At 46.4% G+C, this 19,633-nt stretch carries 11 protein-coding genes; 5 read left to right on the forward strand and 6 right to left on the reverse strand.

Annotated features, from left to right (window positions below; all coding sequences use genetic code 11):
* Positions 1–2,391, forward strand: a 2,391-nt coding sequence (locus tag Q0668_RS00815; protein ID WP_298858970.1) for a valine--tRNA ligase, incomplete at its 5' end; no start/stop codon positions are given.
* Positions 2,392–2,553: 162 nt separating this feature from the next.
* On the forward strand, positions 2,554–2,958 hold the full coding sequence (locus Q0668_RS00820) for a bifunctional nuclease family protein (protein ID WP_366918853.1): 405 nt from the start codon (positions 2,554–2,556) through the stop codon (positions 2,956–2,958).
* 97 nt (positions 2,959–3,055) lie between these two features.
* On the opposite strand, the gene Q0668_RS00825 is transcribed toward Q0668_RS00820, so the two are convergent.
* Positions 3,056–4,006, reverse strand: a complete 951-nt coding sequence (locus Q0668_RS00825) for a glucosamine-6-phosphate isomerase (protein ID WP_298858972.1) — start codon at positions 4,004–4,006, stop codon at positions 3,056–3,058.
* A gap of 494 nt (positions 4,007–4,500) precedes the next feature.
* Here Q0668_RS00825 and Q0668_RS00830 point away from each other — a divergent pair, with 494 nt between their 5' ends.
* From Q0668_RS00830 to Q0668_RS00840, 3 genes are all read left to right on the forward strand, one after another.
* Entirely contained in the window at positions 4,501–5,706 is a 1,206-nt protein-coding gene (locus Q0668_RS00830) for an efflux RND transporter periplasmic adaptor subunit (protein ID WP_298858974.1), read from the forward strand.
* A 46-nt stretch (positions 5,707–5,752) separates the two neighbouring features.
* Positions 5,753–8,917, forward strand: a complete 3,165-nt coding sequence (locus tag Q0668_RS00835; RefSeq protein ID WP_298858976.1) for an efflux RND transporter permease subunit — start codon at positions 5,753–5,755, stop codon at positions 8,915–8,917.
* A gap of 164 nt (positions 8,918–9,081) precedes the next feature.
* A complete protein-coding gene (locus tag Q0668_RS00840; protein ID WP_298858978.1) occupies positions 9,082–10,350 on the forward strand; it encodes a hypothetical protein in 1,269 nt (422 codons plus the stop codon).
* A 95-nt stretch (positions 10,351–10,445) separates the two neighbouring features.
* Here the strand turns inward: Q0668_RS00840 and Q0668_RS00845 are convergent, their stop codons facing one another.
* The 5 genes from Q0668_RS00845 to secA form a co-directional block, all read right to left on the reverse strand.
* Positions 10,446–11,594 (reverse strand): beta-ketoacyl-ACP synthase III, encoded by a 1,149-nt coding sequence (locus tag Q0668_RS00845; RefSeq protein WP_298858980.1) that lies wholly within the window; start codon positions 11,592–11,594, stop codon positions 10,446–10,448.
* A 486-nt stretch (positions 11,595–12,080) separates the two neighbouring features.
* Positions 12,081–13,043, reverse strand: coding sequence for a hypothetical protein (locus Q0668_RS00850; RefSeq protein ID WP_298858982.1), 963 nt, complete (start codon positions 13,041–13,043; stop codon positions 12,081–12,083).
* A gap of 61 nt (positions 13,044–13,104) precedes the next feature.
* Positions 13,105–14,283, reverse strand: a complete 1,179-nt coding sequence (gene metK, locus Q0668_RS00855; protein WP_298858984.1) for a methionine adenosyltransferase — start codon at positions 14,281–14,283, stop codon at positions 13,105–13,107.
* Between the two features lie 282 nt (positions 14,284–14,565).
* Positions 14,566–15,909 (reverse strand): 3-deoxy-D-manno-octulosonic acid transferase, encoded by a 1,344-nt coding sequence (locus tag Q0668_RS00860; RefSeq protein ID WP_298858986.1) that lies wholly within the window; start codon positions 15,907–15,909, stop codon positions 14,566–14,568.
* A 55-nt stretch (positions 15,910–15,964) separates the two neighbouring features.
* Positions 15,965–19,513, reverse strand: a complete 3,549-nt coding sequence (secA, locus tag Q0668_RS00865; RefSeq protein WP_298858988.1) for a preprotein translocase subunit SecA — start codon at positions 19,511–19,513, stop codon at positions 15,965–15,967.
* Positions 19,514–19,633 lie beyond the last annotated feature (120 nt).

A 19,633-nucleotide genomic window follows, 5' to 3' on the forward strand; every position in this document is an offset into this window, starting at 1 on the left:
TGGGACCCGTTCCTGCAAACTGCTGTCGCCGACGATGAAGTGTTTTCTGAAGATATCGCGGGTCAGTTCTGGACGTTCCAATATCCGGTCGTCGACAGTGAAGAACGAATCTCATTTTCCACAACCCGTCCAGAAACGATGCTCGGCGATACGGCTGTTTGTGTGCATCCCTCGGATGAACGATATACACATCTGATTGGCAAGAAAGTACGAATCCCCTTAAACGGACGTGAAATCCCAATTATTGCAGACGCTTTGCTGGCGGATAAAGAGCTGGGAACCGGAGCCGTCAAAGTCACTCCCGCACATGATCCCAATGACTATGCCTGTGGATTACGCAACAGTCTGGAACAGATTAACATTCTCAATCCCGATGGAACAATGAACGAAGCAACCGGCGAATATGAAGGCCTCGATCGATACGAAGCACGCAAAAAAGTCGTCGCCGATTTGGACCAATTAGGTTTCTTCATCGAAGTTGAAGATCGGCAAATTCCCGTCAAACACAGTGATCGTTCCAAAACACCGATTGAGCCTTATCTGTCCGATCAGTGGTTCGTCAAAATGGATACGTTGGCACAATCGGCCATCGATGCCGTAGAAGACGGACGCGTACGTTTCTTTCCCAGTCGCTATTCCAAAACTTATCTCGACTGGCTCAAAGAAAAGCGAGACTGGTGCATCAGCCGTCAACTCTGGTGGGGACATCGCATTCCAATCTGGTATTGTGAAACCTGTTCTGAAGAGGATCTCAAACAGGCGTTTGACGATCGTTACGATGTCAGCTATCGGCGAAATGACGAAGATTCTAGTTGGCTGATCTGTAGCGAAACAGATCTGACCGGAGATGAGCTGGGAGCCGAACACCAATTAACGCAAGATGATGATGTCCTCGACACCTGGTTCAGCAGCGCTTTGTGGCCGCATGCAACACTTGGCTGGCCAGAGAAAAACCCTGACCTCGACTATTTTTATCCGGGAAGTGTCCTCGTTACCAGCCGCGATATTATTACGCTTTGGGTAGCCCGCATGGTACTGGCTGGCTTGTACAATCTTGGTGATATTCCGTTTAAACATGTTTGTATCCATCCAAAAATCCTGGACGGCTTCGGACAGACCATGTCAAAATCCAAAGGAAACGGCGTCGACCCGATGGATCTGATTGACAAATATGGCGTCGATGCCGTCCGATTCACTATCGCCTCCTTCGCAGGAGAAACTCAAGATGTCAGACTGCCCGTCGGCTATGAAGATCCCGAAACAGGCGAAATTGTTCCGCAAACCTTGGAACATCAGACTACCATTCCCGGTGGTGGAGAAAAACCACGGATTAAATTCCCAAAAAGCGGTAAATCGTATCAGTACACAAGCCCCTGGTTTGATCCAGACCCGGGAGAAAAAGTAGCCCGGATCGTGAGTGAGCGTTTTGAGTACGGCAGGAATTTCTGTAATAAACTCTGGAACGCCAGCCGCTTTGCGATGCTGAATCTGGAAGGCTACACCCCTGCTCCACTCGATGAAAACGATTTAACAATGGAAGACCGCTGGATTCTGAGCCGTCTCTCCAGTGTTGCGGAAGAAATGACAACCGTTTTAAATCGATACCAGTTTGATGTGGCAACGCGTGCCATTCGCGACTTTACCTGGAATGAATTCTGTGACTGGTATCTGGAAATGATCAAACCACGCCTGTGGGATGAGAATCAAAAACCAGCCGCTCAACGTGTGCTGGTCGGCGTGCTGGATGCTCTCCTGCGTCTGCTTCAGCCGTTCGTACCGTTTATCACCGAAGAACTCTGGCAACGCTTGAATGAGATTGCCCCCGAACGCGGATTGTTCACTCCCGAAACCGCTGCAGAAAGTGTCACAGTTGCCTCCTGGCCAGAACTACCTCAAACCTGGCAAGATCCCGCATTGGAAAAACGTTTCGAACGTCTGCAGGAAATGATTGTCGCCGTCCGTAATATTCGCGCGGTTTACAAAATTTCGCCCGCAACACCTCTGCAATTATTCCTGCGTTGTGAACCAAATATCGCCGACGATATGCAGAATGTCGCCAGCCAGTTTGATAATCTGGCCAAAACACTGCTGGAATCGGCAGGCGCTGATGTACAGCGTCCGAGTGGATCTGCCACCTTTTCGTTAAATGATGTTGATGGATTTATCTCACTCGAAGGGGTGATTGACCTCGAAGCAGAACTGGAACGCCTTCAGCTAGAAGCCGATAAAGTAAAGAAACATATAGAAGCGAGCGAGAAAAAACTGGCAAACAAAAGCTTTGTCGACCGGGCACCAGCAGACGTTGTTGCGGGTGTGAAAGAGACAATGGAAGTTCAACAAAAAAAGTACCAAAGCATCCAGGAAACAATCGCGCAGTTAAAAGGAAAATAGTGTCATTTTCGAAGTGTCGAATACACAAGAAATCTGTTATCTGGCGACCCATCGGTGTATAATAATCAAATCAAAAATTGAGACGTTCTGATTCACTAACATTAAAATCATTCTGGCTGGTAGTGTTATTTTATTAACTCTGTCCAACCTCTGGAGGCTCTTTTGCTTGTGGAAATGGAGTTATCTCGCATTATTATCAGCGAGCTGGGTGACCAGCAGGTAATTTATCTGCGCGAAGTGAACGGGGATCGCATCTTTCCGATTCTAATTGGCATTTTTGAAGCGACTACCATTGATCGTCGTGTGAATCAGGAACAGGCTCCACAGCGTCCCTTAACGCACGACCTGCTAAAAAATACAATCGAAACACTGGGTGGCACTCTCCAGGATATCGTCATCACAAATCTTGAAGACCATACGTACTATGCAGTCTTGCGAGTCGACCGTGATGGTGAATTGATTGAAATCGATAGTCGACCCAGTGACGCCATCGCATTATCAATTCACTATAACCCCATCGTACCAATTTTCGTACATGAATCGGTATTGGAACAGACTTCAAAATAAGCGATTCCGCAAGTCAACTTTCATACAAAAAAGGCAACTCCGAATTTGAATCGAAGCTGCCTTGATAATGTAATTGCCAGATGTTTTTCTGGATCGACTAATTGCATTCCGCCTGTAACGGTCCGGCGAGTTCATCAAGAATGATCAATCGACCCGGCTGCGTTGTCATGTAAGTAGAAGGAATCCAACTGGTTGGTTCGTGCCTCAAAGTCATCCAGACACTCATGCCTTGCCACTGCATGCCCCGTGAGAAAATGCCGTCACAGCCGCCAATGATCTTGTCTGCCTGTAGAAAACACCCGGGACCAATCGTATTAGCATAAGCGGGAACAAGAGTCGTTCGGCTCTTGAAACTCGTCACGGCATTCTGCTCGATCGTCAGTGGGTGCAGTTTCGCTCCAATCCGATGCGTTTGTTTTTTCCATTCCTCTTCCGAATTAAACTCACCAGCAAAGTGAGGTTCCCAGAAAGCAATATGGCAAACGCGACCAATGCCGAAGATGACCCCCAGCTTGGCACCGGCTGACTTCAACTCACCAATTTTCTCAGCATACGATGGCAGGACATCAGCCGTAGCAAAGTGTCTTTGATTTTCCGGAACCGTCAAGTCTCCCAGGGGCCCATAAAAGGCTTCCTGCATCGCGTATTGAAATGCACCAGGATTCGTTGGCGGCAACGTGTTTCCGTCAGCGTCACTCCATTCATCCATATTAAATCCATACACATGATCGCAGGAAACGCCCCACTCTTTCAGGAAATAAACCGCCCAGCGATACATGCCCATCGGACCTACCGGTAAAATCAATGCCAGTTTCTCGCCGGCGTCACGTGACTGCTTGATCGTCAACGCAATTTCATGCCCCAGAATCGTATCAAAATCAGTCACACTGCTACACATGACCGGTTCAAAGTCTGCATGCCACCAGGACTGCCGATCTGTAATCGAAGCTGGATCCGCAGTCATACACGCATCAATCTTAGCCAGATCCCAGCCAGCTGGAAAATAACCTTCCATCATCGAACCGGCAATCGTACTCATTAAATCCATAACACTCCCCTTATCAAAGCAATTTCACAGGTTTGTCAAACGATGTAAAATCTAAAAATCACAGATTTTCTTATCATTGTTGCATAATTCACGCTCAGGCGTGGATTTTAACAAAGACTGACTATGAAAACAGGAAACAGATGGCAACGATTTCATAAACAAAAGAAGATTTAAAACACCCCCCTCACACAAAACATCTTGAATTCTCTCACCGATGTAGTTCTAATAGTACAGTCGAGTTGATTGCTCTCCGTAGCTTTCAATCCTGCCCGAATAGTACCTCCCTCATAAACCGAACAGTTTATCATTACGATAAGTGTCAACCTGCCTGATCGAACGACAGAGTCCTCTCTGCTGTGATATATCAAGGGCATTTTTCAATAAATAATCAGACCATCTTAGTTAGACTTTGATTGCGCTCCTGATTGGTCCGATGGATATTTTATTGAACAAATACCCCTGCTGCGGTTCATCCAACCGGAGAAATAGAATCTATGAAAGTACTGATAGCACCCGCCTGTACGGCAATAGCCATGATCATAGGCTGGTTTGTTTATGAACAGTCCCTCAGCGATACGCAGACGGCACCCAAGACCATCATCACCCGGCCCATCGCTGTCCAGGTCACGCGCTCTACAGAAAAATCACTGGTCAAACGGATCAATTTGGTAGGAAACCTCGAAGCAGGTTCGCAGGTCGAAATTCGAACCCGACACAGTGGCTACATTAAATCAATGCCCTTTAATGTAGGCGATCGCATCAAAGCGGGAGATGTTATTCTCGAACTGAATGACTCAGAAAATCAGGAACTGGTCAGTAGATCCGAGGCAGCACTCAAGGTTTCGAAAGCCCAACTTGAAGCACAGGAGACCTCTGAAAATCTCGCCGACAAGGCATACCAGCGTCTGAAGGTATTACAGAAATCAGGGGTGAGTACGAACCAGCAGATGGAAGAAGCGATGGCAAATTGGACCATTGCGAAAGCGCAAACAAAACTGGAACAGGCACGCGTCGAACAAGCCGAATCTGATCTGAAACAAAGCAGGCTGCGTTTGCAGGAAAATAAAATTTTGTCACCCACAGATGGATTTCTCGCAGAACGACTGGTTGACGTGGGTGATTTGGCCAAACCCGATGTCGCTTTGATGAAAATTGTTAATCTGGATCCAGTACGCACCATCGTACATATTGTCGAAAAGGATTATGAGGATGTAAAAAAAACTCAGGAAGCCATTATCACAGTCGATACCTTCCCGAACAGAACGTTTGCCGGTCATGTGGTTCACAAAGCCCCCGTCCTGGATCCTCAAACACGTACTGCAGCTGTGCAAATTGAAATTCCCAATAGCGGGTTTTCATTAAAGCCGGGAATGCATGCCCGCGTGCAAATTGTGTTTGAACAACATCACAAAGCCAATGTTTTACCGGTCGCTTCGCTAACTCGACGGAAAGATGGTCCTGGATTGGCGGTATTTATTATTGAAGGAAATCCGCCAATCACGGAACGACGAAACATTGAAACCGGGATCAATGATGGCGAACTGGTTGAGATCCTTTCTGGGATTAATTCCAAAGATCTTGTCATTACGCTCGGAAATCGTCTGGTCGATGAAGGCCAGAAGGTCACGCCAATTGAAGTCCCCATGGAAGAGGTTCTTCAAACACCATTGTCAACTTTACCGCAGAAAACCAACTTATGATCTGGATCATCGATTTTCTCAACTGCGGATGATTGAAGAATAGTATATGTCCCTGACCCGACTGGCAGTTCAGCGCCCGATCACAACACTCATGGCCTCTCTGGTATTGGTCATGTTGGGTTGTGTTTCTTTGTCGCAACTCGCAGTCGATCTGATGCCTGACATTCAGAATCCCAGCGTCAGTGTCATTACCATCTACAAAGGCGCAGGTCCTAGCGAAGCGGAAACGCTCATCACGCGCCCCATTGAACAGACACTGAGTTCGGTTGCGGGTGTCGAAAACATCCTCAGTAGCAGCATGGATGGCAGTAGCACCGTGCGTCTGCAATTTCAATGGGGAACCGACCTGACTCTAGCGATTAATGAAGTCCGGGATTCCCTTAATAAGTTAAGGAACTCGCTCCCCGAAGGAGCAGAAGACCCCTACATCCGCCATTTCGATGTGGCAGACAGCCCGATTATTTATATGGGCCTGAATAGCGAACTGGATCCGATCTCGCTGACGCGACTAACGGAAAATCAGATCCTCCCCCAATTTGAACAACTTGAAGGTGTCGCCCGATTACGCATGCGAGGCGGGATTGAACGAGAGATTCAAATCAATTTGGACAGGAGTAAACTCGAATCCCTGAATATGGGCGTCAACGAAGTCATCAACGCCTTGAAACAGGACAATATTAACCAACCAGCCGGGAATTACAAAGAAGGTCACCTCAATTTACATATTCGCAGTCAGGGAGAATTCACCAGCCTGGATCAAATTAAGGATACAGTCGTACGCGAAAATGCTGGAGCCACTGTCCATGTCCGCGATGTCGCGAAGGTAGTCGATGGTGAAAAAGAACGTACCGAACTGACACGGATGAATGGACAACCTGGAATCCTGTTATATGTCTATAAACAATCCGGCGCCAATACAATCAGCGTCAGCGACCGGGTTCGAAAACAGATTGAGAGAATTAATCAATCGATCCCCGATGTCAATCTGACGCTCCGCGTTGATAAATCCGATTTTATCAGACAAGCAATTGCGAACATTAAAGAAGCAGCGTTCTACGGCATGGGTCTGGCCATCCTGGTATTGATTCTCTTCTTAAGAAGCTTCCGGAGTATGCTGGTGATCGGCGTCTGCATGCCACTCTCTGTACTGGCAACTTTTATCCTGATTTACTTTCAGGGCTTTACACTGAATATTATCTCATTCGGCGGCTTAGCTCTGGGTGTAGGTCTTCTCGTAGACAATTCGATTGTGGTTCTGGAAAGTATTTTCCGCAAAAGAGAAGAGGGCCTCGACCCCATCTCTGCTGCCATTGAAGGCACAGAGGAAGTCTCTTCTGCCATTATCGCCAGCACTCTGACCACATTGATTATTTTTCTGCCGCTGGTCTTTATTCAGGGAACTACGGGAATTCTTCTGCACCAACTAGCGTGGGTCGTTTCGTTCTCGCTGATCTGCTCGCTGTTTGCCAGTCTGACCTTAACTCCGGTCATGAGTGCTTACTGGATCCCCAATGAGACAAAAATAACCCATTCTCGCTGGTCACAACCCTGGTTCACTCTGATTAGTTCATTCCATAACATAAACCATAAATTTTTACTGTTGCTGGAACAATTCTATAAACGAATATTGTCTTTCAGTCTGAAACATTCAACCATCATCAGTTTTCTACTATTAATCTGCTTTACAGCAACACTTGGCTTAACCCCACGTATCAAAACAGAGTTTCTGCCCAAAACAGACGAGAGTGCTGTCAATATTTTTGCGAGGATGGCAGCTGGAATTCAACTCAATAAACTGGATCAGCAAACTCAGATCCTGGAACAGGCTGCCATGAAATCTGTTCCGGAATCTGTCGCGGTCGCTTCCTTTATCGGAGACAGTGCTGACGATGCAGATCGCTGGAATCGTACAACATTGCGGATTCAGCTCTTACCCCGTAGCGAACGAAAACGGGACATCGAACAAATTCGTAAAGCGCTCGATGAGGCAATTGGACCTGTGCCTGGAATGAAAGTCCAGGTAAAAGCACAAACCGAGATGATGCTGATGAGAATGATCAGCAGAAGAGGCGGCGGAGATCTTATTGTCCAGGTGGCAGGTCACAATCTGAAACTCTCGCAAAAAATTGTCGACCAGGTAGTAGAAGTGATGCAACAGATTCCTGGCCTGATCAATGTCGAAGCAGAAATTGCAGACCAACGACCGGAATTGACCGCTTCTATTGACCGGGATAAAGCAGGACTTCTGAAAATCAGCGTTCAGGATATCGCACAAACACTGGAAACCACGATTCAGGGAACCGAAGCCACACTCTATCGAGAGGAAGGGGATGAATTTCCCGTCGTTGTACGACTACGCGAAGCAGATCGTGATCATCTTTCCGATGTACAATTAGTAGGAGTCACCACAGCCACAGGCAAAACAATACCTTTGAAAAACCTGCTGGAATTCAAAAGTGACGAGGCACCAGTAGTAATCGAACGCCAGAACCAGCAACGTGTCCTGAGAATCTTTGCTGATGTGGAAGGCAGAGACCTCGGCAGTATTGTTCCCGAATTACAACGCCATCTGAATTCGATCCAGATCCCCTCTGGATTTTCAATCAGAGTTGCAGGCGACTGGGAAGAACAACAGAAGAGCTTCAACGCTTTAAAACAAGGTTTTGTTCTAGCAATCATCTTGATGTATATGGTCATGGCTTCCCAGTATGAATCGTTGCGCGATCCGTTTTATATCCTGTTCGCGGTCCCTCTCGGCATGATGGGGGTCATCTGGGTCTTTGTCTTTACTGACACGACTTTGAATGTTCAATCCTTCATAGGTATCGTAGTCCTATCTGGAATTGTCGTGAATAACGCGATTGTACTAGTTGATTATATCAATCAACTACGCCGACGCTTTCCTGATAAACCGCTGACCGATCTACTCATTCAAGCGGCGACTCGCAGGTTCCGACCCATTTTAATGACCACACTCACCACCGTTCTGGCAATGATCCCAATTGCCCTGGGATGGGGCGACGGCGGGGAATTACAAGCACCCATGGCCCGTGTTGTCGTCGGCGGCTTATGCGCCGGCACGATCATTACACTACTTGTCATTCCTTTGATTTTTCAGGCCTGTACATTGCCTGTAAAAAAATCGACCAAGGAATCTCAAGCAGATACAGTGGATGGGTCCCTATTAGTAACTTCGGCAAAATCCACTTGAAATTGCCGGGAAACGCTCTCTACGATAGCATCAAATCAACCAGAGTGTCTATAATATGCGACTAAAGGATTGTCTGGCTGTTTCCCCTTCAATTCTTAAGTGGCATGCGGCAGTCGGAACGCCAATTCTCTCATCTGTGGGACCCTGGATAATCATTCTGATTTATGATGAATCAAAAACCTTCTCTCAGTTCAAAACCGATACCGTACAAATCGCTTTTCCCCTGGCTGCATCTGTTTCGTGTCTTTCGACTGGCTGTCGATTTTCAGAAAATCATGCTGGCCTCAACTGCGATATTATTGTTGTTTTTAGGAAATCAACTGTTTAACAGCCTGCCATTCGCTCCTGTACATCAGGCAGAAAATGCCCCGGCGCTTCAACATGAGATTCTGTTTCCTCCTCAGTCTTCACTTCTAACACCCAATCGCCATCACTCATTTGGCGAGAACCTCTCGCAGTCAATTCATTCTGCCATCGAAGGACGCGGACTGCTGGAACCAATGTCATATTTTACCAGACCAGTCTTAACACTCTTTCAGGCTGGAGTCGGCTGGAGCGCACTGGCTTATGCCACAACCCAGCTCATCTGGGCGATTATCGTCTGGTCGCTATTTGGTGGTGCAATTACCAGAATTGCCGCAATCCAATTTGCACAGGATGAGCATATCGGATTTATAGCCGCGTTACGCTTTTCCAGCAAACGCATTCTCTCACTCGTAAGTGCTCCCCTGCTCCCTTTTGCAGGGATGGGATTTTTCTGGATCTTATGCCTGCTCATAGGCCTGTTTGGAAATATTCCGGGCGCGGGAGCCATCATCGTTAGCCTGCTCTGGGGATTGGCCTTTCTTTTCGCGTTTGTAATGAGCTTGATTCTACTGGTCACACTCGCGGGTTGGCCCCTGATGATGACGACGATCAGTGTAGAAGATAGCGACGGATTTGACGGATTAAGTCGCGTTTTCAGCTATCTATTCAGTCGCATCTGGTATTTTCTCTGGCTCGTGATTGTCACGCTCTGCTATGGTTCGCTCTGTCTCTTCTTCGTTGAATTACTTATGCAACTGGTCTCGTATCTCTCCTATTGGGGGGTGAGCTGGGGAATGGGTAGCGAGGAAACCGCGAAACTGTTTCAACAGAATCAAAATTCCATTGCAACAACCATTTCCCTGGGCTGGCAATCCATTCTCAGCATCTTATTCTCAGGCTTTGTCATCAGCTTCTTCTGGTCTGCCAATACGGTAATCTACTTTCTACTACGTAATTGTGATGATGGTACTCCACTGGACCATGTGTATAACGCAGATGAGGAAGAAGAACAGGCAGCCGACCTGCCCCTGGCTGGCGTTGCTAAAGCGGGGGAACCAGTCATTGAAAGACCTGTTACACCAGAAGAATCAGACGAGGAAAAACCAGATCCAGAAGATACGCAATAAAACTGGCGAGAGCCAATAGAATGCGCAACGGAATTGAACAATCGTACTTGGATCAGTTAATCACTCAGAACAAGATCAAACATCCATTCTGCAGATCACCAGCGGAACAAACCGGTTCCCCATGCTAAACCTGCACCGAAACCACTTAAAAGAATGGTATCGCCGCGGTTAATCAAACCGGCGTTGAAAGCCTCATCAAGCACAATCGGAATCGAACCGCCTGAAGTATTGCCATATTTATCCAGGTTGTTAAAAACCTTTTCCCGGGGAATTCCCAATTGCTCACAAGCAGAGTCAATAATGCGAATATTCGCCTGATGCATCAAAAACAAATCAACGTCATGCACACTCATGCCAGTTTTCGTCAACATCAGCTCGATAGAATCAGCAACCGTTCTAACTGCCCATTTAAAGACGCTGCGGCCATCCATGTTTAAAAAATGACGACCCTCTTTAATATCTTCGACTGTCGCTGGATTGCGCGTACCACCTGCGGGTCGATCCAGTAACGAGCAACCACTTCCATCAGAACCGGTCTGATAACAGGTTAAGCCCTGATGAGGATCACCCTTGGCAAGCAGCACTGCACCTGCTCCGTCACCAAACAAGGGAGCCACGCGGCGATCTTCAGGATTGACGATCCGGCTGTTGCAATCACCGCCAATCACTAATGCCAATTTACTGTTTCCAGTCGCCACGTATTGAGCGGCTGTCACTAACGCGTACATAAAACCGGCACAAGCAGCCTGTAAATCGATAGCTGGTGCATCAAGACCTAAACGATCCTGAACCAGACACGCGACAGAAGGGCACTGAAAATCTGGTGTAAATGTTCCTACGATGAGCAAATCAATATCTTCAGGACGGACGCGCGCTGCGCGAATTGCCTTTTGTGCTGCTTCATAGCATAAGTCACTGGTCGCCATCTCTGGTGGTGCATGACGCCGTTCCAGAATACCAGTTCGTTGTTCAATCCATTCAGGATCAAAACCAAAACGCTCCTGCAGATCCTGATTCGTAACGACATTGTCAGGTACGTAAGATCCACTCGAAACAATTTGTACTCCCAATAATGAGTTAGTTCGTTGACTAATCACCTGGCGACCACGCTTGTTCTCTCTTTTTTTATTCTCAGGCGACATTTGCAACTGCTGATTTAGCAGTCCGGATGCATCCAGAACCGATTCGAGATCGGATGAATTCACCTGATTTTTAGTTTGATATTTTAAAGAAACTTTGTGCATTTTTCTGACATCCTTATTCAGCAATTGTTGAACTCTGTTGATTTACAGAGATCAACCTCCATTCAACACGAATCCTATCGTGATGTAGCACAATTCCACCCAATACAGGGAGTGATTACAAAATAATGCCTGTTATAAACGTAGATCTACAAAGTAATTACCAAAACATTTCCGGATTGATAACCAATGAGCAATACAGATTGCTTGTGAGAAAAGACAGGATCGACTCTCACTAGTCATTGACAGTTCTGACAAAACTTAATGTTACGAACAACGACGCAAAGTATAGCGATTCATAAAATTGGAAACTAGCGAAATATAGAAAATTCTGGTTACGGTATAATATAGGTAATTTAATTCGCCATGCAAATGTACATAAATACCCATTTCCCCAAATTTCAGCATAATCTACTTACCCAAATCTCCATCAAGGCTTCATCAGGCTGAGTCTCTGAATCCTGTAGAGTCATTTTATTCTGCCCCTTTTCAGGCAGCTTCTTCATTAATTTGCTGATTGCTGATCTGATAATGTAAATATGTATTAAATTCCGAATCCAATTCACCTGTCCGTTTCACCTCTACACTGATGCCATAACCACGCGTTTCAAGAACACGAAACCGGACAGGCATTCCAGTCTCAAAAGAACACGAGACATAAATATTTCCATCCATCGGTGGTGACAGCCCGATGTGTACGATGCTCACCTTCTGGTTCCTGGAAAACTGCACGAGAGTTCCACCTTCGACCACTTCCACTCCCTCCGATTCCATCGTTCGGTTCATCCACTGTGAGCGGTTTTCCTCGCGTTCATTAATATCAAGGGTTTGCTGATTGGAATCTTTCTGATCTAACAAAGCCTCAAACAGTGCTTCATTATTCTCGTCAATCATATCTGACGATTCCGAATCTATATCTTCCTCAGCCGCAATCGGATTTTGTTCAGAAACTGGATGATGATTGAATAGACTCACAAGATCGGTCCCTTTATCCTTTTCAAAAATATGAATCTCGATCGCACGATTTTTGGACACTTCACGGTTGATCAATTCCAGAACACCGGCAAATCCCAAAAAATATACCAAACCAAAGGAAAGTGCGCCGGCCACCGTCAACTCTTCAGCAGGCAACAGTGCGAGCATTCCTGCAATAACCGGAAGAACGGTCACCAGGGTTAAACCGTTTTGTTGACCGACTGTCAGGTTCATTAACCGCAGAGCACGAATCAAAAGTAATACCGCAAATGAAATACACGACATTACACCGCCAACGGTCAGGAGAGGGAACAAACTCTGCGAAATTTGTATTAAACCCGTCGCCCGCATCAGCAGTAAAAGTGCTACGATCAGAAAATGGAAGCTGATCAGAAGAAAAGGGAAGAACCATCTCAATCGAGATGGCTTTCTCTGATTCGCTTGATCCTTGAATTGACTGTATTTTGCTTCGTTCATGTCGAGCATCCTCCATTCTGCCCGGCGAGAGTTCATTCAAAAGTCAAATCATATCCTGAATTCAGGACATGGCAAATTGGGGCTCAGGAACCTCTGCTCCTAATCCTGCAGCATCTCTCAATTCTGCAGCTTTGTCCGTTGCTTCCCAGGTAAAATCGGGATCGTTCCGGCCAAAGTGTCCGCCCCAGGTTGTCTTTCTGAAAATAGGACGACGCAACTGTAAATGATTGATGATTCCCTGTGGATTCAAAGGGAAAATTTCTCTGACCAGTTCTGAAATTCTTTCTTCCGGAATAACGGCCGTCCCCTTGGTATCAACATAAATACTGGTTGGTTCCGCAACTCCGATGGCATAAGAAAGCTGTACTTCACATTCGGTCGCCAGACCAGCGGCCACAATATTTTTAGCAATATAACGTGCCATATACGCTGCAGAGCGGTCTACTTTGGTTGAATCTTTTCCACTGAATGCCCCGCCACCATGACGACCCCATCCACCATAGGTATCGACGATAATTTTTCGTCCTGTCAAGCCGGTATCTCCGTGAGGGCCACCAATCACAAATCGACCCGTTGGATTGATATGATATTTCGTTTTATCGCTAAGAAAGTTTGCTGGAACAATTTCTTTAATGACATTTTCAATGATGAAAGTTCGGATCTCTTCCTGCGTCACATCATCTGTATGCTGTGTAGAAACCACAATCGCAGAAACTCCGACTGGCTTGCCATCTTCATAATCGACAGTCACCTGACTTTTGCTGTCGGGCAATAACCAGTTTACTTCACCATTCTGACGAATTTCAGTCAGTTTATTTAAAATCCGATGGGAAAGAGCAATCGGAACCGGCATGTATTCTTCTGTCTGATTGCAGGCATAACCAAACATCAAGCCCTGGTCTCCCGCACCTTCTGCATCAACACCTTGTGCAATATCTGCACTCTGTTGATGTAGCTTCACCAGAACTTCACAGGTATCTGCATTAAAACCGATATCTTTGCTCGTATAGCCTATATCTCGGATCACATCACGGGCAATTTTCTCGTAATCCACCTTGGCATTACTGGTAATTTCTCCTGAAAGAACAACTAAGTCTGTTGTACACAATGTTTCACAAGCCACGCGTGAATAAGGATCGCCAGCAAGCAAGGCATCCAGAATTCCATCCGAAACCTGATCAGACACTTTGTCTGGGTGCCCCATACTGACAGATTCACTTGTAAACGAGAATTTAGCCATGCGTTACTCCACTCTTTTGCAATTAACCTGGGTCATGAGTTGTATTGAGTCCGAATGTGGACTGACTGGGATATCTGATGTACCTTTTCAAATAAGATACTTATGTTAACAACAGGTATCAGTCTCGGTAGTGCACTCTCTTAAAATATTACTTGAGTACAATTGTAGAGCCCCCCAATCGACTCAACAAGAGTTTCCACCCTTCAGCTTAACGTTTTGAACAAGGTTTCTTAAAAAACAACCCAGTATTCGTCGACAATTTGCAAATCTGTTCGCATGACACTAAGCAGCTCGTTCACAAGATATCGCGTCAGTATCCACAACCAGCGAAGTAATTAAATTCACAGTACGACTCGTAGCCCCTCGTTGATTCAACACAAAATTTTGCGCCCGCGCCCCCTGTCTCTTCGCTGAGTTGGGATCTTCCAGCCAATCTCTGAGTGTATCCAGGAAGTCCGCCTGATCCCCGACGACCGTGGCTGCATGGTGTTGGATTAAAGCATCGACCACATCTTTGAAATTCCAGGTATTCGGGCCAAGCATCAAGGCGGCTCCATAACCTGCAGGCTCTATCATATTTTGTCCACCTCGATTCGTCAGACTGCCACCCACAAACGCAAAATCAGCCAAACCCCAGCAGGCCTTCAATTCCCCTAATGTATCCAGTAAGCAAACCGACGGTTGTTCCACATTCGAAAAAGGCAAAACGACATTCAAATCATTCTCCCCCTGATCGCTCCGACGAATTAAGGGCAATCCGAAACTCTTCACAATCCCGGCGACTTCTTCAAATCGTTCCTGATGTCGCGGAACCAGTATCAAACGAAGATCAGGAAAACGTCTTCTTGCCTCCAGATAAACTTCCAATGCCAGACGTTCTTCAGGTGACTGAGTACTACCTGCTACCAGAATGATCTGCGAAGCATTCAACTGGAACATCATGCGTAATTCATCTGTTAATGAATTATTTCGTTCCACCTCAATTCCATCAAACTTAATGGAACCTGTCACATGAATTCGTTCGTCATTTCCTTTTAATTTCTGAAACCGTTTGGCGTAGGTCTCTGTCTGAGTGGCAATCAGGTCCAGCCGATTCAACAGTGGACCGATCAATTTACGAATTCGCCAATAACCGCGAAAACTTTTTTCACTCAGACGGCCGTTAATAATTGAAACCGGAATCTGTAATTTTTCTGCCGCCAGAACAAAATTTGGCCAGAGTTCCATTTCGACCAGAATCACCGCCGTCGGCCGAACACGTTTTAGAGCACGCTGCACTGCCCAGGAAAAATCCAGTGGAAAATAACAAATCTCATGTTCAGGAAGTTTCTCTTCAGCAACAGCAAATCCGGTATGCGTAGTTGTCGTGACAACAATTTCCACACCGGGAATCTTCGCCTCCAATGCCCGTACTAAAGGGGGGAGCTGAAGCACTTCGCCAACACTGACCGCATGAAACCACAGACAAGGACGCTGACTCTCACGAACTGGCAGACTCCCTAGAAATTTCTGTTCCCATCCGGATCGATATTTCTTGAGAACCAGAATCCGGTAGCAAATTAGAGGGGAAGCAACAACCAGTAACAGGCAATAGGCCAGATTCAAAATGTAAGAATACAATGGCACGGGATTCCGTTCCCTCATAAGACAAAGGTTTGACTAAATCATTCCCTCTTGAAAACTACAGGTTCTTCCCACAGCACTTTTTATATTTCTTCCCGCTCCCACAGATGCAAGGGTCATTTCTGCCGACTTTGGGTTGTTGATTCACAATCGGATCAATCTTACGCTCAACAGATTCAGAAGAGTTGTCAGACTCGTCAATCGATTCATCGTAGTTATAGTCATCCGTCACTTCTTCATGCACAGTCGAAGTCACCTGCCACAGCGAACCGACAAAATCAGGACTCTGTTTTTCCAGACGGAAGATAGCCGAAGTCACCTGCTGACCAATACGCCCCCACATCTCATCGAAAGCTTTCATCCCTTCACGGCGGTATTCTGTTTTGGGGTCTTTTTGAGCATAACCTACCAGACCAATACCAGACCGCAAGTGGTCCATGTAATACAAATGATCTTTCCAGGAGGTATCCAGCACTTCCAAAATAAGAGAGCGTTCCGCCTGACTCAGTTCAGGACGATACCGTTGATTATAAGCCTGATACAAACGCGAACGGACCTCGTCATCTGATAAAGGCTCAAGTTCCGCGGCTGTTAATTCTGTCGCCAGTTCCTGGTTGGCCCACTCAACAAGCTCACCTAATGCTGGATTTTGAGAATCGGTTTGAACACCATTCCCTGAACTCACTGGACTTTCTTTGGAATTAGCTTTTGTGAGGAACTGCTCAATCTGCGAAGAGGCTTCCCCGTTAACAAATACTTTTTCACTTTCAGCTGAAAGAATATTTTGAATCTCATTGACCGGCTTCCCTTTTAATGATTCCGGATCCAGATTCGATTGGAACCTGGTATTGGCCCATTTGATCAGACTAATGCGGCTGTTGGCTTCGTTACCCGGTTGTTGATTACCCAGAAAGTTATACATGCCAACCGTCACGGGAAATGTCACTTCTTTTTCCCGGTAAAGTTCTTTGACTTTTCCAAGAATCTTTGCTTTGACTTCAGCAACACTCAGATCCTTAAAATCGTCCGGTTCAGACATGATGCCAAACTGATAATCTAAATATCCTGACAGCGAACGAGAGCCCCACTCCACATCAAGAAATGCCTGCAGCGGAGTAAAATCAATTCGATCTATGGCCTTCAACGCGTGCTCGTAAAGATTATGATGTAAGCCATCCCGACCAATTTTCTTTAACTCTCGATCATTCAAATTCAGATTAAAATACGCATTCGCCCATTTACTCAATGCCTGCCAGTTCCAGTCATCTTCATATTCTTCCGGCAAATTCTCAGTAATCTGCTCCGCAATGATATCATCCGCCTGAAGACTGGCCTCGTCCTTGAGGTAACCGACCAACTGCTCATAATCCATATCTTTAATATTGGAAGAATCGATATCGATATGCGCTTCCTGGCCACACCAGGCTGCAATCGTATCCCAACAGTAATTCTTGTCTAGCAGACGCTCGGCTTCTTCTTCAATCTGCCGTTCAATCATTTCTAAAATCAAATCACGGCAATTACACCCATCCAGAATCTGCTGGCGATATCCATAAACATTCTTACGTTGCTCGTCCATCACTTCATCATATTCGAGCAGATGCTTACGCTGCTCAAAATGACGTTCTTCGACTTTTTTCTGTGCGCCTTCAATCCGTTTCGAAACCATTCCACTTTCGATGGCTTCTCCTTCTTCCATCCCTAGACGCGATAGAATATTTTTGACCCACTCACCGGCAAACACACGCATCAGCTTATCTTCCAGAGAAAGGAAGAAACGGCTGGAACCCGGATCACCCTGACGACCCGATCGACCACGCAACTGCAAATCGATGCGACGCGAATCATGACGCTCTGAACCAATCACATGCAGACCACCCACACTCATGACTTCTTCAGCTTCAACATCCATCCCTTCGCGTTTTTCAATCTCTTTAACCAGTTGATCCCATTCCGCTTTGGGCACCTGTAAGCGAGATTCATACTTCTGACTCAGTTCATCCCAGGCAATATGCTCGGCACTACCACCCAGAATAATATCCGTTCCACGACCGGCCATGTTGGTAGCAATGGTCACTGCCCCTTTACGACCCGCTTGCGCAATGATTTCCGCTTCGCGCTCGTGATGTTTCGCATTCAGGACGTCATGCGGAATCCCATATTTACTCAGCCGGTGACTAACAATTTCGGACTGCTCGATTGAAACCGTTCCCACCAGAATCGGGCGTCCCTGCTCATGAACATCTTTCACCTCATCGGCAATCGCGGTCCACTTCTCCTTCTCGGTCTGATAAATCACATCGGGATGATTCACGCGCTGCATCGGGCGGTTCGTCGGAATACTGACCACATCCAACTGGTAAATTTTCCAAAACTCTTCCGCTTCGGTCATCGCCGTACCGGTCATCCCGGCTAACTTATCATACAGCTTGAAGAAATTCTGTAGCGTAATTGTCGCTAGAGTCTGTGACTCTTCCTTGATCTTCACGCCCTCTTTAGCTTCCACAGCCTGATGCAAACCATCGCCCCATTGACGTCCCGGCATTAAACGACCGGTGTGATCATCCACAATAATCACTTCGCCCTGCTGAACCACATAATTCACATCACGTTTATAAAGATGGTGCGCCTTGAGCGCATTGTCAATTAAATGTGGCCATTCCATATTGCCCGCGGTATAAAAACTTTCCACACCCGCCAGCTCTTCCGCGTGTTTCACTCCCGTATCCGTTAAATGGCACGTGTGTTCTTTTTCTTTGACTTCAAAATCGGATCCCTGATTCAGCTTGAGCGAGACGGAATTTGCCTTTGTGTATTTCGTAAGATCATCCTGAGCCGGTCCCGAAATAATCAAAGGCGTCCGGGCTTCATCGATCAGAATATTATCGATTTCATCGACAACCGCATAATTCAGCGGCCCCTGCACTTGTAGCTCTTTGATCGGTTTCATATTGTCGCGCAGATAATCGAAACCGAATTCGTTATTCGTTCCATAGGTGATATCGCAGCCGTAATGCTGCTGACGCTCTTCAGGCCCCATCCGCGATTGAATCGCTCCCACAGTCAGACCCAAAGCGATATGAATCGGCCCCATCCACTCCATATCGCGGAGTGCCAGATAATCGTTCACCGTCACAATATGGACTTTACCCGACAAGGCATTCAGAAACGCAGGCAACGAAGAAACCAGCGTCTTGCCTTCCCCCGTGACCATTTCGGCAATCATGCCTTTATGCAAAAAGTAGCCACCGATCATCTGAACGGAATAATGACGCATATTCAAATTACGCCATGCAGACTCGCGCACCGCGGCAAAGGCATAGGTCAGAATATCATCCAGTGTTTCGCCAGCTTCTAGTCGCGCTCGCAATTTAGATGCCGTCTGCTTCAGTTCTTCATCTGATAGCTTCTTCAATTCCGATTCAAAACTATCGATTTCCGCCAGCATCGAACTTGGCACGACCTCGTCTTTGCCCTCTTTAGTTCGGTGAAAACCCAGCTTCCGAATTTGTCGCTCGTTTGATGATCCGAACAGAACCATCAGGACGCGTTCGAACCACGCCGTAACAACAGTCAGCCATTCACCCAGTTTGTCTAGGAATTCCATTTTTTAACCTGAACTCGAATTCTCGAAAAATAGTCTTCAATATTGCTTCTAAAACAAACCATACCGACTGTCATACTGGCAGTAACAATGGTTCGCTCACCGATTTTGAGACTGTATAAC

Origin of the sequence: uncultured Gimesia sp. (assembly GCF_937910335.1) — a bacterium.
Taxonomy (GTDB): domain Bacteria; phylum Planctomycetota; class Planctomycetia; order Planctomycetales; family Planctomycetaceae; genus Gimesia.